The organism is Streptomyces spongiicola (assembly GCF_003122365.1).
Lineage (GTDB): Bacteria > Actinomycetota > Actinomycetes > Streptomycetales > Streptomycetaceae > Streptomyces > Streptomyces spongiicola.
The window spans coordinates 2,899,452-2,920,678 of the sequence record NZ_CP029254.1; the positions used below are offsets into that span (position 1 = coordinate 2,899,452).

The following is a 21,227-nucleotide window of genomic DNA, read 5'->3' on the forward strand; positions in this document are numbered from 1 at the left end:
CTGTTATGTGGTGATGGATCGGCTCGCGCCGCACGGCGGTGGTGACGCATGCGTGTCACCGGCTCCCGAGTGCTGGCACCGACCACCGCCAAGGTGCTGCCCTCACCGGCCTGGGTTCGACAGAATTCCCATCACCTAGAGTCACAAGGTGAGGTCTGACCAGGGAGGATGCACTAGGTCATGGAGAGGGGGCGTGTCTCTAGGCTCTGACATTCTTGCTGGTCAGCGCGGTGATGACCGCCAAGGGCCCCTTGATGCTGGGGCGTTGCAACCACGCTATCCGATCACATAGCGGGTTTCTAGCCCCATCGCGCTACGCCGAGGCAAGCCCGCAAAAGTGGCGAAAGGTGATGAATCACCCTCGGATCTTGTGGCATTGTCAGAGAATCATGCCTCTCTCGCCAACTCCTTGACCAGCGGGAATGTCAGCGCCTAGAGACACGGGCAATTCGGGCGTGAGGCGATGAAGCTGCAGGTCATGGCCCACTTTGCATCTTTAGGCGAACCGACTTCTGTCGAACGCAGGACCGGGATCCCGGAGGTGGCGCACCACCGTAGAGCCGGGCACTGGTGCACTCCTTGATCCGGTCGTTGCGCGGCTGCTGCGCCGGAGACGGCCCACTCCGGGTCCCGGGGATGTCGTGACCGGCGCCGCCGACCGGTCCTGAGGGCGCCAGGAGCGGTCCGGAAGCGGATCGGAAGCGGATCGGTTCTGGGCACGGAAGCGCCGGCGCTGGTCGCATCGGAGGCGTCAACCGCCATTCCGCGCACCGCTGTCCACCGTCGCCCCCGCGGCGGGCCCCGTCGCGTACGCACGTACGGTACGGACCGCCTCGGGCATTCGGAGCGGGCGCGCCGCACTGCCGTGACCTCTGGAGAAACACATGAACGTCCCAGGGCTGACACCGTATGCCGAACGTCCCGACCCGCCGTCCACGCACCGCTCGCCGCCCACCTATCGCGCCCCGGGGCTGATACCGCCGAGCGGCCCCGTCCGCAACTGGGGGCTGGCGGTCATCGCCACGCCCCTGCTGCTGGCCATGGCGGTGGTCCTGCTGGGCAGCCTGGCCGCGCGCTCCGACCCGTCCGCGTCGTACGGGTCGTCGGGATCGTCAGGGTCATCGGGGTCGTCGGGGTCGTCGGGGTCCTCGGGGTCGTCGGGGTCCGGCCTCTTCGGTTCGGACACCTTCGGCCCGGACCGCGGAACCACGGCCGACGAGCCGACCCGCGCGCCCTCGACGTCGGCACCCGCGTGGCCGTACGACGGCACCGGTGCACGGGACGCCGGCAGCACCCCCGAGGCGACCGCGACCGGCAGCGGGTGGGACGGCGGCTACGCCTACCCGACGGGGAGCATCCCCGGCACCCCGACCGCGAGCGCGACCGGCGGGCCGGGCGACGTCGTCACCGCCTTCTTCGATGCGATCAACGACCGCGACTACCGGACCGCCTGGGCGCTCGGCGGAAGGAACCTGGAGTCCCGCTACGACCGCTTCGTCGCGGGCTACGCCACCACCGAGCGGGACACCATCGGCATCACGTCCGTGCAGGGCACCAGGGTGCGGCTGACCATCGAGGCCCTCCAGGTCGACGGCACCACCCACTCGTACGACGCCGTCTACACCGTCCGCGGTGGTGTGATCACCGGCGGCAAGGCCACCAGGACCGACTGACACCCACCGGGCCCGCCCGGAGAGCCGCACCCACACGAGCGGAGCGCGAACCACCATGGCCACAGAAGAACTCGCCCCCCGACCACCCGGCCCACCGCCGCAGAGGCCGCCGAAACAGCGCGAGTACGCGCGCAGCAGAGCCACCCGGCTGCTGTCGGCCGGCAGCTACCTCGATCCCGGATACCGGAAGGCCGTCATCCGGGAACTGCTGGACAACCGCTTCCGGGTCGTCGCGCCGTCCTTCGGGTACGACGCGGTGTCGGTCCTCGCCCACGCCCTCGCCGCACGCCGGCTGCACCGCGTCCAGTGGGCGGCGGCGGCCGGCACCGCGGCCGCGGTCCTGCTGCTGATGAGCACCGGGGTGCTCAACGGGTCCCTCGGCGTCCTCGTGCTGCTCTGGCTGCCGTGGGCGGCGGCCTATCTGCGCAGGATCGTCACCCTGCACATCCTGATGACCCGGCTGCGGGAGACCGGGCCGGACGGCGGCTTCGACGGCGCGTGCCCGTCGCACGAGAAACTGCCCGTCGGACTCGTCCACAAGATCGACCAAGAGCAGGCCAGCCGCAGCGGAATGGTCTTCTACGGCGGCTACCGGCCCTTCGTCGGCGCGGGCCTGCCGGTGCGCGACTGGTCCAGCGCGCAGTTGCTGCTGGGCGCGCCGAAGACCCGGATCATGGCGCGCAAGAGCGAGAACGGATTGCCGCCCGACCTCGACACCGTCGAGCGCAGGCAGGTCGTGCCGTTCACCGTGCGCGACATCACCAGCCAGGTCGCCGCCCGGATGAACGCGGATCTTCGCGACGAGGCCCGCCCCGACGAGCGGATCCACGGGCTGACGGTCGAGCGGCGCCACTACGCCACCGCGATCCGCTCCAACGACCGCTCCACCGGTACCGCCTGGTCCGAACTGCCCGGCGTGGACGACCTGCCCGGCATCCACTGGCGCGAGGACTACGACGCCGCCCGCGAGTACCTGTGCGTGCGGGTCGGGTCGTGGGACGAGGAGCTGGTGACCTCGATGTTCGTCGGGTTCGACATCAGGGGCAACACTCTGCACACCGAGTTCTACACCTATGTGCTCGGCCCGCTCGTGAAGGACTTCCACCTCGTCGACCAGTTGCCCGCCGCCATCGACGGGCGGCTGGCCGTGCGGGTGGCCTGGGACATGTCCATGACCGCGATTCGCTGGTCCGTCGCACTGTCCCTGTGGCCGCTGTGGCTGATCCCCGTGCGGTTCCTGCCGGCGTGGACGGTCCCGTGGGTCCGGCCCTGGCACGCCAGAAGGGCCAGGAGGGTGATGGCCGAGCTGCTGCAGGCGGACCAGGCGCCGGACACCAGTGAGTTCGCGCTCGGCCGCTACGTCAACCCGTGGTTCAACTGCGGTGCCGTGGCCAGCGTCAGGGAGCTGGCCACCAGCGAGGCCTACCACCACTTCTTCCAGCACGCCGACGCGACCAAGTACATGGAGATCGTCGAGCGCCGGCTGCTCCAGAACATCCGCGCGTTCCTCGACGACCACGACGTGGACCTCGCCGAGCACGACCGGGCGCAGACCAACATCCTGCTGGGCGACAACAGCCAGAACGTGTTCGGCGGCCAGAACAGCGGCTTCACCTACAACTACCAGCCCCCGATCAGCCGTCCATCATGACGGGCAAGGAAGCGATCATGAGTCAGGGCCACAACTTCGGCGACAACAACCAGAACGTGTTCGGCGGCCGGAACAGCGGCTTCGAGTACAAGGTCTACAACACTCCGCAGCAGCAGCCGGACGCCGCGCAGGAGGCTGCCCGCGCGGCCCAGGCGCAAGCGGACCACAGCCGCAGCCGCAGCGTCTTCGTCGTGCACGGCCGCGACGAACAGGTGCGCACGGCGATGTTCGGGCTGCTGCGCCGGCTCGACCTGCGCCCGCTGGAGTGGGAGCGGCTGGTTCGGGCCTCCGGGGGTACGGCGCCGTTCCTCGGCCAGGTCGTCGAGAAGGCGCTCTCGCAGGCGCAGGCAGCGCTCGTGCTGCTCACCCCGGACGACGTCGCCATGCTCCATCCTCATCTGATGGGGTTCAACGAGGCCCCCTACGAGGTTCAGTTGACCGGGCAGCCCCGCCAGAACGTGCTGATCGAACTCGGTATGGCGCTGATGGCCTACCCGGAGCGGACGATCATCGTGCAGGTCGGCCAGGTACGGCCCGCCGCGGACCTCGCCGGCCGCAACGTGGTCCACTTCGACGGCTCCGAGGCCGCCATCTCGAAGATCGTCGAACGCCTCAAGGGCGCCCAGTGCGACCTCGACGACACCCGGCCGGACTGGCGCGACATCTCACACTTCACGAACCTGGCGGCCTACCACCGACTGGCCTGACGGACGACGGGAGGGGCGGGACGCCGGGTTCCGCCCCCTCGCACACCGCCCGAGGGACGCATCCGCGCCACTCGTACGCCGTCCGCATGCCGCCCGTACGCCACCGTTCCGCGCGTGCGCCGCGCGTATGCCACCGTCCTGCGCGTGCGCCGCGCGTACGCCACCGTTCCGTCCGCATGCCGTCCGCATGCCGCCCGTACGCTACCGTTCCGGGTCCGACGCCAGGGCGTCCAGGAACGCGGCCAGCTCGCGCATGTCGATTCTCTCCAGGTCCTCAGGCCGTATCACCACGCGCAGTTCACGGCAGATCGCGCTCTCCCGGGAGCGGGCCACGAACGACACCAGGATCAGCCGGAGCAGGCTGTCCCGGTCGAGATAGCCCAGACGCGCCAGCCCGGAGCCGACCAGCGGCATGGCCACCCGGTCCAGTTGCGCATGCGCGCCCAGCGCGTCCCACAGCCCGCCGAGGCCCCGCCACAGGTCCTCCACGCCGGAGGCCGCCACATAGTCGTTGCCGATCCGGCTGTAGGCCACACCGAACACCAGCCGCGGTCGAGAGCCCAGCACCGCCACCGTGCCGATCGGGTAGCGGTCGAGCTTCCCGAGCGGCTTGTCCGCCCGCTCCTCGCGCGCCACGGGCTCGACCGGGGCGAGCGCCGCGCTCAGCTCCGCGTCCAGCCGGGGCACGTCACCGCCGTATCCGCGGTCCAGCAGTTGGGCTTGCAGGCTCTCGTCGTGGATGACCCGGCCGCCGGCCGAGAGGGTGTCGAAGGTGTCGCTGAACCCGACGACGAGATGGGCCGGCTGGTCGAAGAGGTCGCCCGCCTCGACGACCACCGCCATGTCCGGCCGCCGGAACTCCTGCTGCACCCGGGCCGCCGGACGGGCCCGCATCAGTCCCCAGCCCAGGCACGCCCCCACCGACAGCCCGACGACCGCGCCGGAACCGATGTGCGGCACGAACGGACCCACGACCTGTAGTACGGCGGACAGCCCGCCGAACGCCACCATCGTGTCGCGTACGAAGACCTGGCGGGCGCGCCGCGTGCCACGCGGCAGACGCAGACGCAGACGCAGACGCAGGGACAGACGCAGAGACAGAGGCAGACGAGGGCGGGGGCGCAGACGCAGACGGGGGCGCAGACGGGGGCGGGGGCGAGTCGGCCGGCGTCGCGGACGCGGGCGGAGGCGCGGCACCGGTCGCGGCCGGGATGAGTCGGGGGACCTTACCGGATCCCTCGGGTCCGGACCACCGGAATCACCCGAACTCACGGTTGTCCCACGACCTGATGCTAATCTTCCGGTCACCAGTGCATGACGCAGAGTGATGCACAACCACCGGGGGGCGACGGGGATGGCCGGTGCGGAAGCGCGTGTCCGAGTGAAGATCCTGGGTCCGGTCCAGCTCGAAGTCGACCGGATTCCGATCCGGCTGACACCGCTGACCATACGGCTGCTGCTCCGGCTGGTGGCGGCCGAGGGCGAGGCAGTGCCGGTGCGGCAACTGCGGCGCGACGTATGGGGGCTCGCGGACGAGCCCCGCCATCTGGACCAGCGCAACCGCAACGAGGTCCAGAAACGGGTACTGGAGCTGCGGCGGGCCCTGGCACCCGGGCGGGACGCTGCCGGAACGAGCATCCTGCGTACCGAGCAGCAGGTCACCGTGCAGGGTCCGGAGACCGCCTACCGCCTGGTGCTGCGGCCCGAGGAGCTGGACAGCTCGCGGTTCACCGCGATAGTCGGCGACGCCCTGCTCGCCCCGCCGGCAACCGCCGCGCACCGGCTGGCCGAGGCACTGTCCCTGGTGCGCGGCAGGCCGCTGGCCGAGGTGAGCGGCGAGGGGTTCGCGGTGTCCTTCGTGCGCCGCCTGACCGGCCTCCAGGAGTCGGCCCGGCGCGAACTGGTGCGTGCGCAGATGGACCTGGGGCGCCCGGAGCTCGCACTCCCGATCGCCGAGCTGATCGCCTACGAACACCCCGACGACGCGGAGGCGGCCCGTGTGCTCGACGCGCTCCGTGCCCAGCTCCGCGCCCGGCACGGCGACGAACTGCTCAGGCACCGGGTGCCGTTGCCGGGTCAGCGGACCGATGTGGTGCTGTTGCGCGGCGACCTGTTCGACCAGGAGGACTGCAACCTGGTGGTCGGGTTCTCCGACACCTTCGACACCGAGACCGCCGAGGATCTCGTGATCAGTCGCGAGAGCGTGCAGAGCCAGCTCGTCGACCGCCTGTTCGCAGGACGGCGCCGCCTGCTGGACGACAAGCTTCGGGCGGGGCTGCGCAAGACGAAGGCGGTGGGCACCGAGACCGCCCGGTCCAAGCCGCTGGGCCGGCGGGTACGCTACCCGGTCGGTACCACCGTGGCGGTGCCGGTCGACGGACGGCGGGTGTTCGCCATCGCCTACTCGCAGCTCGGCAACGACCTGGTGGCCAGATCCAGCGACCGTGATCTGCGGCTGGGCCTGGAGAACCTGTGGGCCTCGGTGGCGGTTCACGGCCTGTTCAAGCCCGTCGCCATCCCCCTGATCGGTTCCGGGCTGGCCCGTGTCACGGATCTGGACCGGGGCCAGCTGGTCGCCCTGATCGTGGATTCGTTCATCGACGCCTGCGCCCGGCTTCCCGCCCTGACCCCCGAACTCCGGGTCGTCATCCGGCCCCAGGACCTGGCCAGGACCGACCTGACCCCGGTGGAGCAGCGCTTCCAGGACCTCGTACCCGGCTCGCGCGCGGCGGACTGACGGCGAAGGCGAGGCCGGGCCAGGGCTCGGACGTGTTCCCCGGGACGGCGGGCTGCTCCGCATCTCTCCCCAGCTCCCCCTTCGCGGGCTCCCCGCCGTCCGGACCACGCGCCGCTGTGCCCGGCCTCATCGCGGTCCACGAGACCATCCCGGTCGCTTCCGCAGGTACCCGCCAACCGCTTCCGATCCGATTCCGGGGCGGTCCCGGCGGCACCGGTCGCGGTCCCGGTGGCGGCGGTCCCGGCGGCACCGGTCCCGGTGGCACCGGTCCCGGTGGCACCGGTCCCGGTCCCGGCGGCGGTCCACGGCTCGGCGACACAACCGCCACCGGACGGGTCAGACCGCCGAAGCACCCCTCCCCCGTGGGCCGCCGGTCAGCAGGGTGACGTGCGGGACGCCGGTCCGGGGGTGCCCGGTCACCTCGGCGTCGACGCGGTAGACGTCGGCGAGCAGTTCGGGGGTGAGGACGTCGGCGGGGGTCCCGGTGGTCACGACGCGGCCGCCGTCCATCACACAGATCCGGTCGCAGAAGGCGGCGGCCAGGTTGAGGTCGTGGAGTGCGACGACGGCCGTCACTCCCAGCCGGCGGACCAGGTGCAGGGTGTCGAGTTGGTGGCGTGGATCGAGGTGGTTGGTCGGTTCGTCCAGCACCATGGTTCCCGCGCGCTGGGCGAGCGCACGGGCGATGAGCACCCGCTGCTTCTCGCCTCCCGACAGCCGGGTGAAGGGGGTGTGGGCGAGATCGGCTGCGCCGAGTACGTCCAGCGCGGCGGTGATGACGGCGCGATCGTCGGCGTCGTCTCCGTCGAAGGGCCGCTTGTGCGGGGTGCGGCCCATGGCCACGACGTCGTACACCGAGAGGTCGAAGTCGCCCGCGGACTCCTGGAGGACCGCCGCGAGTCGGCGCGCCAGGCTCCTGCCGGGCATCCGCCGGACGTCCTCGTCGTCCAGCAGCACCCTTCCCGAAGTGGGGCGCAGGGCCCGGTAGACCGTACGCAACAGGGTCGACTTCCCTGCGCCGTTGGGGCCGACCAGCCCCACCACCTCGCCTGGGGCCACCCGCAGCGACGCCCGGTCCACCAGCGCCCGTCCGCCCACGACGACCGAGACGTCCTCCACGGCGAGCGTGCCGGGCGCCATCGCCGTGAACACGGCCGCAGCCGCGGTGGTCTGCGTCATGTCGTCCTCCGTCGCATCAGCCACAGGAAGAAGGGGCCGCCGACCAGGGCGGTGAGGATGCCCACGGGGATCTCCTCGGGGCTCATGGCGGTGCGTGCGGCGAGATCGGCGGCGATGAGGAACGCTGCGCCGAGCAGTGCGGCGGTGGGGAGGGCGCGGCGGTGGTCGGCGCCGACGAGCAGCCGTACGACGTGCGGCATGATCAGGCCGACGAAGCCGATCTGGCCGCTGACCGCGACGATGGTGCCGATCATGAGGGCGACGAGCGTGAACAGGGCGGCGCGGAAGCGGTGCACGTCCAGTCCGAGCGCCACGGCGGCCTCCTCACCCGCGAGCAGGAGGTTGAGCGGACGGCACACGCCGAGCAGGACGGCCGTACCGAGCAGGACGGCGCCGACGGGGATCCACAGCACCGTCCAGGTGGTGCCGGCCAGTCCGCCGAGCATCCAGCGCAACGCCGACTGCGTCTTGTGCGGGTCGTCGGAGGTGACGATCAGGAAGCTCGCCAGTGCGGACAGCACCTCGGCTGTCGCCACGCCCGCCAGCACGAGCCGGACGGTGGTCATCCGGCCGCCGGACCGGGCGAGGAGGTAGACGGCGACCAGGGCGGCGAGTGCGCCGAGGAACGCCGCCACCGGTAGGGAGAACGCGCCGAACAGGGTGAGGTTGAAGACGACGACCAGCACCGCACCGACCGAGGCCCCCGACGAGACCCCGAGCAGCATCGGGTCCGCGAGGGGATTGCGCACCAGCGCCTGCAGGGCCATCCCGGACACCGCCAGGCCCGCTCCGACGACGCCGGCCAGCAGTACGCGGGGGAGGCGGACGTCGATGACGATCGTCTCGCGGACCGGTGTCCAGGTCGGGTCGGCCGGCGCCGGATGCACCCGGTGCAGCAGGATGCCCCAGACCTGGTCGGCGGGGACGCTGATGGACCCGGTCGCGATCCCGAACGTGGCCGAGACCACGACGAGCGCGCCCAGCAGCGCCAGCACCAGCGGGTAGGGGACCCCGGGGCGGCCCGGGACAGGGGCCGCCGCCCCGGGCGCCGTCCGGGCGCCCGGCCTGCCGGTGGCTGCGGCTTTCGTCCGCTCGGCCGCGTCGACGGCTGGGGCCGCGTCGACGGCTGCGGTGGCTCCCACGGCTTCCGTCACTCCCGAGGCTTCCGTCACTCCCGAGGCTTCCCTCGCTCCCGAGGCTCTGGTCACTTTTGCGGCCCTGGCCGCCACGGCCACAGAAGTCGCATCAGTTACATCGGCAGTAGCGGTCACCTCGGCCGCAACGGCCGCGCCGGTCGGGTCGGTCACGCCGTCCGCCCGGGCCGGGTCGCCCGCGCCGGTCACCCCGGTCACCCCGGTCACGCCCGTCACCCCGGTCACGCCCGTCACCCCGGTCACGCCCGTCACCCCGGTCACGCCCGTCGCAACGGCCGCGCCCGTCGCAACGGCCGCGCCCGTCGCACCGGCGGCGCCGGTCGGGTCGGTCGGGTCGGTCGGGCGGGTCACTTGAAGCGTTCCGGGTGGATCTGGCGGGCCAGGGACTCGACGCCGGAGGGTACCCGGACCCCCAGGACCGTGGACGACAGCGGGAGTACCGCGAACCGCCGGTTCTTGATGGCGGGTACGTCCTTGAGTGCCGGGTTCGCCAGCAGGAACCTCTTCTTGTCCTCGACCGTCTGGTCACCGTAGTCGTAGATGACGACGACCTCGGGCATGCGCTCGGCCACCTGCTCGAACGACACGTCGCCGAACGCCTTGTCCAGGTCGGCGAAGAGGTTCACTCCACCGGCCCGCTTGATCATCTCGTTGCCGACGCCCGCCCCGCCCGCGGTGAAGGCGGTCTTGTCGCCACTGTCGTAGACGAAGACCTCCACCGGCTTGGCCCCGGCGAGCTTGTCCTCCACCGCCTCCAGCGTGCCATGGAGCTTCCTCAGCTGCTGCTCGGCCCGATCCGGCACACCGAAGATCCTGGCCACGTTCCGGATCTCCCGGTCCATCGCGGCCATCGTCACGGGCCCGGTCGGGCACTCCTCGATGTTGAGGTAGGAGTTGATCCCGGCCTTGGACAGGGCGGCGCGGCCACGGCCCTCCTTCTCGTCGAAGGTGCTGGCGAAGCCGCCGTAGGCGAGGTCCGGTTCCGCCGCCAGCAGCGCCTCGAAGGACGGGTACTGCTCCGCGATGACCTCGATGCCGTCATACGCCTCCTGGTACTCGGGGAGGATCCTGTCGTCGAGGTATGCCGTGCCCACCATCGACTTCTCCAGTCCCAGTGCCAGCAGGACCTCGGTCGCATGCTGGTTCAACGACACCGCGCGCTGCGGAGGCCGCTGGTAGGTCGTCTTCACACCGCAGTTGGCGACGGTCACGGGGAAGCCCTCGGCGGCGGGGCCGGCGGCCTGGGCGGCGTCGTCCCGGGTGGCGCTCCCGCCACAGCCGGATACCAGCAGGGCCGCGGCGGCCATGGCCGTCAGCAGGGATACGGGACGCTTGCGCATGGTGTGGGTCCTCTCACCATGGCACGGTCCGGACGGTGGTCCGGAGCGTGGCCGGATTCGGGTAGACGGGACGGGGCGGGGCGGGACGGGGCGGGGCGGGACGGGGTGCGGGAGGCAGCACGGAACCGGTCAGGCGGGCGGATTCGGGGAGACCGGCCGACCCGGGCAGACCCGCCCATCAGGGGAGACCGGCCGACCCGGGCAGGCGAGGCGACCCGGGTTGGCGGGTTCACCCGGGTGGACCGGCCGACCCGTTGAGGAAGGGCGGAGGTCCCCCGGGCGCGCGATGCCGGGGGCCGGCCTCAAGGTCGGGTCGCCTGGTCGGCCCGCGTCGCCCGGTCAGCCCGCGTCGCGGAGCGGCGCTGAACGGGCACGCCGGGGCAGGGTGAAGGCGTAGAGGTCGAGGATGTCCGTGAGCGCGGCGACACCGGGGCCGCCTGCCCGCACCCAGGCGGCGACGTCCTCGGTCGCGGCCGGGTCGTTGACGAGTCCGAACCAGACCGGCCGGCCGCCGGCGGCGCGTCCCTCGGACGAAGGCTGCACCACGATCACGTTCGCCTGATCGCACACGTCGAGACAGCCGGTGATCCGGACCGGGGCGTCCTTAGCGAGACGCGCGGTCTGCTCACGGTGGTCGACGCCGGTCACCTTGGAGCTGCCGCAGCAGCAGTCCCGGCACACCACCACCCGGCACGGCACCGAACCGCCGCGGGAAACCTCCACGGGCATCACGACAAGCCCTCCTCTCCGGGGAGATCCGCCCCAGTCGTGTCGAGGAGGCGACCGCGTGAGTCTCCTGGCTCTCGGGTCAGTGCTCGTCCCGGCCTTCCCACCCGCACACGGGCAGTGGTCTGTTCGGGATCCGCTCGCCGATCACAGTGGCGGGACCGCGCCGGATTCACACCGGCTTCCTCGTTCCGCCGTCGCCTTTTCACGGACATCATGGCAGAAGACCACGTCATGTCATACGCCCGCGGTCCACCGGCCGGGGGCAACTGCCGCACCCGGCCCGCGCACAGAGGCAGCGCGCGGCGCCGAGGGCTCGCACGCACCCTGGACAGGCGACCCGTCCGTGGTCGCGAGGCGGTGGGCCGCATCGGCGGGTTCCGGCGGGCCGTTGCGGGGGAACGGCGTCGGGAAGCGGTACGCGCCGGTGCCCGGAACCGGGACTACACCGGGACCGGGACCGGGACGACGACGCCCGGTGCCCGCCGCGGCAGTGTGCGGTCGGTGCCGGCAGCCCACCGGAGGGAAGCAGGCCGGTGCTGCGGCGTCCCGCCGCACGCGGCAGCCACCCACCGGGCCCGTAGGGTACCCCCATGGTGATCGCGACGGTCCGCGAGTGGCGCGACGAGAGGGGTGGGGCGTCCTCGACTCCCGCGAGACGCCCGGCGGCTGCCGGGGCCACTACTCCCGCATCGAGATGGCGGGTTTCCGCACGCTGTCACCGGGACAGCCGGTGGATCTCCGGTGGGAAGCCCCCGGCTTCAGCCAGGACGGGTACGACTACCGCGCGGCGGGCATCGTGCCCCGGCCCGGGTGACCTCAACGGTCCGGGCCGACCGGGGCGGCGGCGCGACCACGACCGCGACCGCGACCACGACCGCAACGGACCGCCGCCGACCCGGTGTCAGGGACCGTTGCGGTCACCCGGACCCGGGGCGTCAGGGACCGTTGCGGTCACCCGGACCCGGGGCGTCAGGGACCGTTGCGGTCACCCGGACCCGGGGTGTCAGGGACCGTTGCGGTCACCCGGGCCCGGGGTGTCAGGGCCGGCCGGGGCGTCAGCGGCGGCGCAGGACCGCGGTGGCCGTGCGCAGTCGCTGTTCGATCTCGCGCCGCTGTCCCGCCCGGGACGTCGGCAGCGAGACGCTGATGCCGAAGAGGGTGCCGTCCGGTGCCGCGGGCAGGGCCACCGCGAAGGAGACCAGCCCCACCTCGTACTCCTCGAGCGAGCGGGAGAGGCCGTCGTCGCGGACCTCGTCCAGGGCCTTGGACAGCTGGGTCCAGGTGGTGTGGGTGGCATCCGTCAGCCGCTCGTAGGGCCCCTTCCCGACGAGTCGCAGCACCTCCTCGTCCGGCAGTTGGGCGAGCAGGCACTTGCCGAGCGCGGTGCAGTGCGCGGGCACCCGCAGCCCCGGCTCGGCCCGCGGGCTGAGCAGATGGCGGCCGGGCGCGGAGTCGAGGTAGACGACCTCGTTTCCGACCAGGGTGGCCAGGTTCGCGGTCTCCCCGGTGTCCTCCGCCAGTCTGCGCAGGATCGCGCGCGCCGCCTCGGACATGCCCATGCCCTCGATCAGCGGCCCGACCATCCGGGCCACCTGCGGGCCCAGCCGCAATCTGCGGGTGCCCGCGGGGCGCGCCAGGAAGCCCTCGGCGACGAGGGTCGCGCACAGCCGGTGCACGGTCGGCAGGGGCAGGTCGAGGGCCTCCGCTATCTCGCTCTGGGTGAGTTCCGGATGTGCGTCGTCGAAGAGCCGCAGAATCGCGAGCCCCCGGGAGAGGGTCCGCGATCCCGCATCACGTGACTCGCTGATCTCTCAGTCCTCCCGAAGTCGGCCCAGCACGAAGCGCTGGAACGCCGAGATGGTGTGCTCCGAACCGAGGAGGAGCCGGCCGCGCTCCACCCCGCCGGACGAGGCCCCGCGCTGTACGGACTCCACCAGGTCGGTGTCCTCGGCCCCCACCTGGTCGTCGAAGGCGAGCATAGCCTTGATCCACGCCTCGTCGACGTCGTCGCCGAAGAAGTAGTCGAGGTATCCGGTGGTGCGTTCCGGGCCCGCCGGGTACACCGGGCCGAAGGAGAGGTTCGGCTGCCCGGGGTTGACGTTGACCTTCAGGCTCGGCCAGACGAGGTGGTACTGGCCCTCGACGACGGGGCCCTGGACGGGGTAGCCGGCCTCCCGGGGGATGTCCCGCACGATGCCGTGGTGGGTGGCGAAGGTGGGCCGCACCTCCAACTCGTACGCGTCGGGGCTGACGTCGAGTACGTCGGCGAGGCCCGGGTGCGCGACCGGGCAGTGGTAGCACTCCAGGTAGTTCTCGACGGCGATCTTCCAGTTGGCCTCGATGGTGTAGTACACGCGGTGGTGGAAGCGCATCCGCTGAAGGTCGATGCCGCCGGCGGCGAGGAGTTCGGGCAGTTCGCCCAGCATCTCGGTGAGCGGGGCGGGGTCCGGGTCGAGATGGACGAAGACGAACGGGCCCCAGGTGTCCACCGACGCGCGGCGCAGCCCCAGTTGCGAGGTGTCGAAGTCCGCCTCGCGGTCCCCGCGCGGCACCCCGCGCAGCGAGCCGTCGAGGCCGTACGTCCAGGCGTGGTAGAAGCACTGGAGGCTCTTGCGGGTGCCGCAGTCCTCGCGGACCACCTGGGCGCCGCGGTGCCGGCAGACGTTCACCAGCGCGTTGAGCCCGCCGGACCGGTCGCGGGTGACGACGATGGGGACGCCGCCGACCTCGCAGGTGAAGAACTGGCCCGGCTGGGCGACCTGGTCGGTGCGGCCGACGTAACTCCAGCTCCGCCGGAAGATCCGCTCCTGTTCCAGGGCGGTGATCGCGGGGTCGGCGTACCAGGTCCAGGGCAGGGTCTCGCCGCGGTCCAGGGCGGCGGAGCAGGCCTCGGCGTCGACGGCCGCCGGGTGGTGGGCCGTCGGGTGGTGGATGGTCATCGCGGTTCTCCTCAGCTGGGGTCGACGTCGAGCGGGCCGAGTCGGGAGGCGCCGCCCGGGGAACCGAGGGGGGCCTGGCGGCCGGGCAGCACCCGGGTGAAGAAGGCGTCGTTGGACGGTCCGTGGACCGCGGCGGCGGCCGGGTCCAGCAGGCGCAGCGCCACGGCCGCCCCGTTGGGGCACACCTCGGCGCACAGGCCGCAGTCGATGCACTCGCCGGGGTGGATGTACATCCTGCTGCCCCCTTCGTAGATGCAGTCGACCGGGCACTCCTCCATGCAGCTGGCGTCCTTCTCGTCGACGCACGCGTCGGTGATCACATGGGTCATGAGTCCCCCTCTCGGGTGGTGGTTCCGTGACGGTCGGTCGAGTGGCCGGGGAAGAGGTCGCTCGCCGGGTCGAGGACGGTCGCCGCGTTGTTGACGGCGGTGGCGGCCTCGCCGAAGCCGACGGCGATCAGCCGGACCTTGCCGGGGTAGGCCGTGATGTCGCCCGCGGCGAAGACCCGCGGCAGGCTGGTCGCCATATGGCTGTCGACGGCGATGTGGCGGCCGTCGAGGGCCATGCCCCAGGACTCCAGCGGTCCGAGGTTGGCGGTGAAGCCGAGGGCGGCGACCACCCGCTGGGCCTTGATCCGCCGGGTGCCGTCCGGGCCCTTGAGGTCGGCGGACTCGATGTGGCCGTCCGGGCCGCAGTGGAGCGCCGCGACCTGGGTGCGGGTGCACACATGCGCCTCGGAGGCGAGGACCTTGTCGACCGTCGCCCGGTGCGCGCGGAAGGTGTCGCGCCGGTGGGCGAGCGTCACCGAGCGGGCCCGGCCGACGGCGGCGAGGGCCCAGTCGAAGGCGCTGTCACCGCCGCCCACCACCAGCACGTCCCGGTCGGTGAGGTCGTCGAGGTCGGTGACGAAGTACGACAGCCCACGGCCCTCGTAGCCGGTGCAGCCGGGCAGCGGCCGGGGGGTGAAGGCGCCGATGCCTCCGGTGACCAGGACCGCGGCGGCGCGCACGGTCAGCCCCTGGTCGCTGGTGACGACCGGGGTGCCGTCCTCGTACGCCAGGGTCTGCGCGGTGTGGCCGGGCAGCAGGTGCGGGCGGGCGGTCATGGCCTGTGCGGTCAGCCCCTCCACCAGGTCGCGGCCGGTGACGGCGGGCAGCCCGGCGATGTCGAGGATGGCCTTCTCCGGGTACATCGCGCCGACCTGGCCGCCGAGTTCGGGCAGGGCGTCCATGACGGCGACGGACAGGCCGCGGAACCCGGCGCAGAAGGTGGCGAAGAGTCCGGCCGGTCCGGCTCCGACGACCAGCAGATCAACGGTCAGGGGCTCGTTCACCGCACTCCTTGCAGGGTCTTGGTCTCGCAGAACTCCTCCAGCCCCCAGCGGCCCAGTTCCCGGCCGAGCCCGGACTGCTTGTAGCCGCCGGTGGGGGCGTTGAGGTTGAAGGCACCGCCGTTGATCTCGACCCGGCCGGTGCGCATCCGGCGGGCGAAGGCCGCCGCCCGGTCCGGGTCCTGTGACCAGACGGCGCCGGAGAGGCCGAAGTCGGAGTCGTTCGCCAGCCGCAGCGCCGCCTCCTCGTCCTCGTAGGGGAGCAGGCAGAGCACCGGGCCGAAGATCTCCTCGCGGACGACCCGCATCCCTGCCTCGGCGCCGGCGAGGACGGTCGGGCGGACCCAGTGGCCGCCGGCCAGTCCGGCGGGGAGGCCGTCCGGGGTCTCGGGCCCGCCGACGACGACCCGGGCGCCCTCCTTGACGCCCAGCCGGATGTAGTCGACGACGGTGTCGCGCTGGGCGGCCGAGGCGCAGGGGCCCAGATGGTCGCCGGGCTGCGCGGGGTCGCCGACGGTGTACCGCCCGCCCGCCCGCACGGCCGCGGCGACGGCCTCGTCATAGCGGGCGGCGGGCACCAGGAGACGGGTGAGTGCGGTGCAGGTCTGGCCGGTGTTGGTGAAGGCGCTGGCGACCGTGGCCTCGACGGCCGCGGCGAGGTCGGCGTCGGGCAGGGCGACGGCCGCCGACTTGCCGCCCAGTTCCAGGGCCACCCGCTTGACGGTGCCCGCGGCGGTGCGCATGACGTGCTGCCCCGCGCCGGTCGACCCGGTGAACGAGACCATGTCGACGCCCGGGTGGGCGGCCAGCGCCTCGCCCACGACGCGTCCGCTGCCGGAGACCACGCTGAGCAGCCCCGGGGGCAGACCGGCGTCGTCGGCGCAGGCCGCGAGCAGGAAGGCGTTGAGCGGGGCGACGCCGCTGGGCTTGAGCACGACCGGGCAGCCGGCTGCGAGCGCCGGGCCCACCTTGGCGGCGATCTGGTAGAGGGGGTAGTTCCAGGGGGTGATGGCGGCGACGACGCCCGCGGCCTCGCGGACGACACGGGCCGGCGGCCCGTCCGGGATCGCCTCCTCGAAGGGGAAGGTGCGGGCCAGCGCCGCCTGGGCGCGCAGCACGTCGACCGCGAGCCGGACCTGGACCCGCAGCGAGAAGTCGCGGGGTGCCCCCATCTCCGCGGTGACGGTGTGGGCGAGTTCCGTCTCGCGGGCGGTCATCGCGTCGGCGAACCGGTCCAGTACCGCGGCGCGTTCGGCCGGGTCGGCGGCGGACCAGCCGTCGAACGCCCCGCGGGCCGCACCGACCGCCGCGTCCACGTCGTCGCCGGTGGCGGCGGGGACCGAGCCGATGCGCTCGCCGGTGGCCGGGTCGTCGACGGGGAGCCGGTCGGTGCGGTCGCTCCACCGGCCGCCGAGGTAGAGCCCGGGGTTGCGTGGGTCGCGCATCAGTCGCCCCCCGTCCCCGCCGGCGCCGGCCGCGGGGTGTCCGCCCGGGCGTGCATGGACACGCCGAGGGAACGTCCTCCGTCGACGGTCAGCACGGTGCCGGTGGTGTACGGGGCACCGAGCAGATGGGCGGTGGCGTCGGCTATCTCCTCGGCCTCCGCGAAGCGGCCGAGCGGGATCATGTCCAGCATCCGCTGCCGGGCCTCGTCGTCGGAGAGGATGTTGGCGGTGGCGGACTCGGTCGGCACGAAGCCGGGCGCGAGGGCGTTGACCCGGATGCCGTGCGGTCCCCACTCGCGGGCGACCGACTTGGTGAAGGCCAGCATGCCGCCCTTCGCCGCCGCGGAGTGGGCGACCCCGGGGGCACCGGTCCAGGCGTAGGTTGCGACGATGTTGACGATCGCGCCGGGCCTGCCGTCCTTGATCAGCCGGCGGGCCAGGGCCTGGGAGGCGTGGAAGCAGCCGTAGAGGGATATCTCCACCACGGCCTTGAAACCGCCCGGCGACAGGTCGACGGTGGGGCAGGCGAAGTTGCCTGCCGCGTTGTTGACCAGGCCGTCGACCGCGGGCAGTTCCTCGAACAGCGCGGTGACCGCGTCGGGGTCGCGGACGTCGAGCGCGGCAGTGCGGACGGCGGTGTGCTCGGCGCGCAGCGACTCGGCCGCGGCCGCGAGGCGCTCGGGATCGCGGGCGGCCAGGACGACCTCGTGCCCGTCCCGGCCGAGGCGGCGGGCGATGGCCAGTCCGATGCCGGCGCTTCCGCCGGTGACCACGTACGTACTCACGTCAGTGCTCCTTCGAGCCAGGCGTCGTTCCAGACGGCGAGCACACGGGCGCGCCGGGAGTAGCGGTGCAGCGGGAACTCCAGGGTGAATCCGATGGCGCCGACCACCTGGTGGCACTGCGCGACGACGGTCTCCGCGGCCCGACCCGCGTGGGCGAGGGCGGCGGGCCCGCAGTCCTCGCGGCCGACGAGGCCGCGCAGCCCCTCGACCGCGGTGGCGGCGTCGGCGAGGCGGAACTGGACGCCCTCCAGGCCGGCCAGGGTGGTGCCGAAGGCGGCGCGCTGCTTGACGTGGTCGACCGCCAGGTCGAGCGCGCCCGCGGCGAGCCCGGTCAGGTATCCGGTCTGGGCGCGCAGCCACGCGGACTCGGCGTCGGGGTGCACGGCGGCATCCGTCGGCTCGCTCTCCACGGCGTGGACGGCGAGGCAGTCGCCGTAGGGGACCGGCTGGGCGCCGAGCACCCGGTGCTCGCGCAGCCCCTCCGGGGTCCGCGCGACGACCCGCTCGCCCGGGTAGCGGGCGAGGCCCTGGTGCAGCGGGGAGCCGCCGAGGAGCCGGTCCACCTCGCTCAGCGGGACGAGGCCGCGGCCGAGTTCGACGGCCGCCGGGCCGATGAAGGCGGAGGCGTCGGGGTCTTCGAGGAGTTCGGCCCAGCCGACGGCCGCCAGAGCCGCGTCGAGGGCGGGGGTGCGGTCGTCCGACGGGCTGCCGGGGCGCCAGACGTCCGGCACGGGGTGGTCGGCGATGACCTGCCGGAGGGTGACGGCGAAGGCGTCGGCCTCCTTGGTGAGCGCGGTGGTCATGCCCCGTTCCTTTCTGCGGTGTCGAGGAGTTCCCGGATCGCGGGTGCTGCGGCGGGCGGCGGGGAGTGCCCGGCGGCGCGCGCGGGGTGCGCGGGGTGCGCGTCGTGCGCGGGCGTACCGGGCGTGCCGAGCGCCGCGGGCGTTGCGGGCGTTGCGGGTGCGGCGGGCGTTGCGGGCGTTGCGGGTGCCGCGGGCGTTGCGGGTGCCGCGGATGCGGCGTGTGCGCCAGGCGTACCGGCCGTCTCGGACGCCTCGGGCACCTCAGGCGCATCAGACGCATCAGACGTATGGCGCGGCGAGAGGTGCGCGACCGGTGGGGAGGACGCTGTCGGCCCCGGCGCCGCGGTTGCCCCCGCCGTCACCGTCGGCCCCGGCGCCCCCGTCGACCCCGCCGTCACGGGGAGTTCGCCGAGGAGTTCGGCCGAGTGCTCCCCGAGACGGGGAGCGGGCCGGGCGGCGGGCGCGGCGGTTCCGTCGATCTTGAAGACGTTGCCGAGCAGCTGGACCGGGCCGACCCCGGGCTGCCGCACGGTCTGCACCAGACCGTTGACGGTCACCTGGCGGTCGTCGAAGAGCCTGCGGAGGAGGCGTACGTCGCCCGAGGGGATGTCGTGCTCGGCGAGCACGGAGAGCCAGTGGTCCAGCGGCCTGGTGGCGAAGACCGCGGCGAAACGGTCCACCAGCGCCGCCCGGACCGCGCGTTCGGCCTCGTCCGCCGGCGCCGCCTGGGGGTCGGCGACCCAGGGGTCGTCCAGTCCCAGAATCCCGAGCAGCCTGCGGCGCTGGGCGGTGTTGAGGCAGGCGAGCGCGAGGAAGGAGTCGGCGGTGCGGTAGCAGCGGTAGTACGGCTCCAGCCGGTCGGCGCCCGCGGTGGTGCGGGCCGTGTGCTCGAGCTCCGGCGCGGTCAGCGGGCCCTGGTCCGCGGTGTCCCCGGAGTCGCCGATCCGGACGAAGCGCTGTACCTGGACCGCCAGGGCGGCGCCGAGGAGGGAGACCTCCACTCCCGGTGCCTGCTGTCCGCGTTCCCGACCGGCCACTCCGGCCAGCACGCTGATGCAGGTGAGCAGTCCGGCGGTCAGATCGGCCATGGCGATCCCCCCGGACCGCCGGGGTACGGCATCCTCGGGGCGGGCGTCGGCCATCAGGAGTCCGGACAGCGCCTGGGCGATGATGTCGTAGCCGAGCCGGCCGGCGTCGGGACCCTCGGTGCCGAAGGCGGTGACGCAGCTCCAGACCGCCCGCGGGTTGGCGGTGCGTACGCTCTCGCGGTCGAGGCCGAAGCGGGCGGCCCGCTCGGGCGGCATGTTGTGGACCACCGCGTCCGCCCCGGCGATGAGCCTCGCGGACGCCGCACGGCCCTCGTCGGTCTTCAGATCGAGGGTGACGGAGCGCTTGCCCCGGTTGAGCGCGTAGAACCAGGTGCTCTCGCCGGGTGCGTGCGGGTTGTAGTGGCGCCAGGCGTCGCCGGTGGGAGGCTCCACCTTGACGACGTCGGCACCGAGGTCGCCGAGCAGCATGGTGGCGAAGGGACCGGCCACGTACTGCGCGTAGTCGAGGACGCGGACGCCTGCGAGGGGGCGGTCGGCTAGGCGCATGCCAGCCCCCTGCGGGCGATGACGCGGCGCTGGATGTCGGAGGCGCCGCCGGCGATGGTGGTGGCGACCGTGGCCCGGTGGAAGGCTGCGACACGGCCGCCCGCGACGGCGTCCGGTCCGTCCTCGACGAACACGTGCGGGCCGAGCAGGTCCGCCGCGCTGTGCGCGATGGCCTGGAGCAGATAGGCGATGGAGAGCTTGGCCATGGAGGAGGCCGCGCTGGCGTCCTCGCCGTCGGCGAGCAGGAGGGTGGCCCGGGAGCCGATTGCGGCGGCGGCGTCCGTCCGGCCGCGGAGCCGGAGCAGTTCCAGGCGCTGGGCCGGGGTCTCGGCGTACGGCTCGAGATCGTCGAGTACCCGGCGGGCGATGCCGACCTTCTCGCTGGTGACGCGCTCGTAGTCGAGGGTGCCCATCAGCACGCGCCAGCCGCCGTGGAGCTCGCCGATGAGGTTCTCCTCGGGTATCTCGACCTCGTCGAGGACGAGTTCGCCGAGCGTGCCGCCGCCGAGCGTGTCATGGGTGATGACCTCGATGCCCGGGGTGTCCATGGGGCACACCAGGACCGACACGCCCTTGTGGCGGGGGAGGTCGGGGTCGGTGCGCACCGCGAGGTAGCACCAGTCGGCGTACTCGGCGCTGGAGGTCCAGATCTTGCGCCCGGAGACGACGAACCTGCCGTCCCTCCGGACGGCCCGGGTGCGCAGGGAGGCGAGGTCGGAACCCGCCTCGGGCTCCGAGAAGCCCTGGCAGAAGCGCAGTTCGCCCCGCGCGACCTGGGGGAGCAGCCGCTCGGCCAGCGCGGGCGGGGCGAACCGGCGCAGGGCGTTGCCGATGGTCTTGACCGACAGCAGATAGCTGGACAGCGGCAGCCAGTGGTAGCCGAACGCCTCCTCCACCGCGTCGGTGTCGAGCGGGTGCAGGCCGCGCCCGCCGGACTCGGCCGACCAGTGCAGGCCGATGAACCCGGCCCGGCCGTACTCCTCGTAGGCGCGCCGGGAGTCGGCGTCGGACGGCATGCCCTGGAAGCGGTTGTGGGCCTCGTGTTGCAGCTCCCCCGCGAGGCGGGAGGCGAAGGCGTGCGCCTGGGCGGCGATCCCTTCCATGGGAATCCTCCTCCATAACTTCCATAAGATGAAAGTTATTTCATTGTGTGGAATAAG

The 21,227-nt window shown here is 72.8% G+C and carries 18 protein-coding genes, 1 pseudogene and 1 riboswitch; of the genes and pseudogenes, 5 read left to right on the top strand and 14 right to left on the bottom strand.

The features are described from left to right. Nucleotides 1-884 precede the first annotated feature (884 nt). From DDQ41_RS31250 to DDQ41_RS12650, 3 genes are read left to right on the top strand one after another with little or no spacing between them, the layout of a single operon-like run. Nucleotides 885-1,673 carry a hypothetical protein gene (locus DDQ41_RS31250; protein WP_162602669.1) on the top strand — a complete coding sequence of 263 codons (789 nt, stop codon included), beginning with the start codon at nucleotides 885-887 and terminating at the stop codon, nucleotides 1,671-1,673. A gap of 55 nt (nucleotides 1,674-1,728) precedes the next feature. Next, on the top strand, nucleotides 1,729-3,324 hold the full coding sequence (locus DDQ41_RS12645; protein ID WP_109294602.1) for a hypothetical protein: 1,596 nt from the start codon (nucleotides 1,729-1,731) through the stop codon (nucleotides 3,322-3,324). A gap of 17 nt (nucleotides 3,325-3,341) precedes the next feature. Next, nucleotides 3,342-4,031, top strand: a complete 690-nt coding sequence (locus DDQ41_RS12650) for a TIR domain-containing protein (RefSeq protein WP_109294603.1) — start codon at nucleotides 3,342-3,344, stop codon at nucleotides 4,029-4,031. Nucleotides 4,032-4,232: 201 nt separating this feature from the next. Here the strand turns inward: DDQ41_RS12650 and DDQ41_RS12655 are convergent, their stop codons facing one another. After that, complete coding sequence (locus DDQ41_RS12655) at nucleotides 4,233-5,003, bottom strand: macro domain-containing protein (RefSeq protein ID WP_245991538.1); 771 nt, start codon at nucleotides 5,001-5,003, stop codon at nucleotides 4,233-4,235. 409 nt (nucleotides 5,004-5,412) lie between these two features. On the opposite strand from DDQ41_RS12655, the gene DDQ41_RS12665 reads away from it, so the two are divergent. Further along, on the top strand, nucleotides 5,413-6,768 hold the full coding sequence (locus DDQ41_RS12665) for a macro domain-containing protein (RefSeq protein WP_109294604.1): 1,356 nt from the start codon (nucleotides 5,413-5,415) through the stop codon (nucleotides 6,766-6,768). A 336-nt stretch (nucleotides 6,769-7,104) separates the two neighbouring features. Here DDQ41_RS12665 and DDQ41_RS12670 read toward each other — a convergent pair whose 3' ends face one another. From DDQ41_RS12670 to DDQ41_RS12690, 4 genes are all read right to left on the bottom strand, one after another. Next, nucleotides 7,105-7,908, bottom strand: coding sequence for an ABC transporter ATP-binding protein (locus DDQ41_RS12670; protein WP_174720357.1), 804 nt, complete (start codon nucleotides 7,906-7,908; stop codon nucleotides 7,105-7,107). A gap of 35 nt (nucleotides 7,909-7,943) precedes the next feature. After that, nucleotides 7,944-8,945 carry a FecCD family ABC transporter permease gene (locus DDQ41_RS12675; RefSeq protein WP_162602784.1) on the bottom strand — a complete coding sequence of 334 codons (1,002 nt, stop codon included), beginning with the start codon at nucleotides 8,943-8,945 and terminating at the stop codon, nucleotides 7,944-7,946. 503 nt (nucleotides 8,946-9,448) lie between these two features. Beyond that, nucleotides 9,449-10,441, bottom strand: coding sequence for an ABC transporter substrate-binding protein (locus DDQ41_RS12685; RefSeq protein ID WP_109294607.1), 993 nt, complete (start codon nucleotides 10,439-10,441; stop codon nucleotides 9,449-9,451). Between the two features lie 339 nt (nucleotides 10,442-10,780). Beyond that, the gene (locus tag DDQ41_RS12690; protein ID WP_109294608.1) at nucleotides 10,781-11,170 is read right to left on the bottom strand and encodes a hypothetical protein; all 390 of its coding nucleotides are present in this window, start codon (nucleotides 11,168-11,170) and stop codon (nucleotides 10,781-10,783) included. Between the two features lie 40 nt (nucleotides 11,171-11,210). Then, a riboswitch (cobalamin riboswitch) is annotated at nucleotides 11,211-11,409 on the bottom strand. A gap of 351 nt (nucleotides 11,410-11,760) precedes the next feature. On the opposite strand from DDQ41_RS12690, the pseudogene DDQ41_RS12695 reads away from it, so the two are divergent. Continuing rightward, nucleotides 11,761-11,984 (top strand): annotated as a pseudogene (locus DDQ41_RS12695) (cold shock domain-containing protein). Nucleotides 11,985-12,225: 241 nt separating this feature from the next. Here the strand turns inward: DDQ41_RS12695 and DDQ41_RS12700 are convergent. The 9 genes from DDQ41_RS12700 to DDQ41_RS12740 are packed head-to-tail and all read right to left on the bottom strand — an operon-like array spanning nucleotide 12,226 to nucleotide 21,170. Then, on the bottom strand, nucleotides 12,226-12,978 hold the full coding sequence (locus DDQ41_RS12700; RefSeq protein WP_109294609.1) for an IclR family transcriptional regulator: 753 nt from the start codon (nucleotides 12,976-12,978) through the stop codon (nucleotides 12,226-12,228). Nucleotides 12,979-12,981: 3 nt separating this feature from the next. Continuing rightward, nucleotides 12,982-14,109: an aromatic ring-hydroxylating oxygenase subunit alpha gene (locus tag DDQ41_RS12705; protein WP_109294610.1), complete on the bottom strand. Its 1,128-nt coding sequence runs from the start codon at nucleotides 14,107-14,109 to the stop codon at nucleotides 12,982-12,984. An 11-nt stretch (nucleotides 14,110-14,120) separates the two neighbouring features. Continuing rightward, complete coding sequence (locus tag DDQ41_RS12710; protein WP_109294611.1) at nucleotides 14,121-14,438, bottom strand: indolepyruvate ferredoxin oxidoreductase subunit alpha; 318 nt, start codon at nucleotides 14,436-14,438, stop codon at nucleotides 14,121-14,123. Next, nucleotides 14,435-15,442: an NAD(P)/FAD-dependent oxidoreductase gene (locus DDQ41_RS12715; protein WP_109294612.1), complete on the bottom strand. Its 1,008-nt coding sequence runs from the start codon at nucleotides 15,440-15,442 to the stop codon at nucleotides 14,435-14,437. The genes DDQ41_RS12710 and DDQ41_RS12715 overlap by 4 nt, the downstream gene beginning before the upstream one ends. Continuing rightward, the gene (locus DDQ41_RS12720; RefSeq protein ID WP_109294613.1) at nucleotides 15,439-16,884 is read right to left on the bottom strand and encodes an aldehyde dehydrogenase family protein; all 1,446 of its coding nucleotides are present in this window, start codon (nucleotides 16,882-16,884) and stop codon (nucleotides 15,439-15,441) included. Before DDQ41_RS12720 ends, DDQ41_RS12715 begins: the two co-directional genes overlap by 4 nt. After that, nucleotides 16,884-17,669, bottom strand: coding sequence for an SDR family oxidoreductase (locus DDQ41_RS12725; RefSeq protein ID WP_109294614.1), 786 nt, complete (start codon nucleotides 17,667-17,669; stop codon nucleotides 16,884-16,886). Before DDQ41_RS12725 ends, DDQ41_RS12720 begins: the two co-directional genes overlap by 1 nt. Next, nucleotides 17,666-18,472 (bottom strand): acyl-CoA dehydrogenase family protein, encoded by an 807-nt coding sequence (locus DDQ41_RS12730; protein ID WP_109294615.1) that lies wholly within the window; start codon nucleotides 18,470-18,472, stop codon nucleotides 17,666-17,668. The genes DDQ41_RS12725 and DDQ41_RS12730 overlap by 4 nt, the downstream gene beginning before the upstream one ends. Next, a complete protein-coding gene (locus tag DDQ41_RS12735; protein ID WP_262508444.1) occupies nucleotides 18,469-20,067 on the bottom strand; it encodes a CaiB/BaiF CoA transferase family protein in 1,599 nt (532 codons plus the stop codon). Before DDQ41_RS12735 ends, DDQ41_RS12730 begins: the two co-directional genes overlap by 4 nt. Further along, the gene (locus tag DDQ41_RS12740; RefSeq protein ID WP_109294616.1) at nucleotides 20,058-21,170 is read right to left on the bottom strand and encodes an acyl-CoA dehydrogenase family protein; all 1,113 of its coding nucleotides are present in this window, start codon (nucleotides 21,168-21,170) and stop codon (nucleotides 20,058-20,060) included. Before DDQ41_RS12740 ends, DDQ41_RS12735 begins: the two co-directional genes overlap by 10 nt. Nucleotides 21,171-21,227 lie beyond the last annotated feature (57 nt).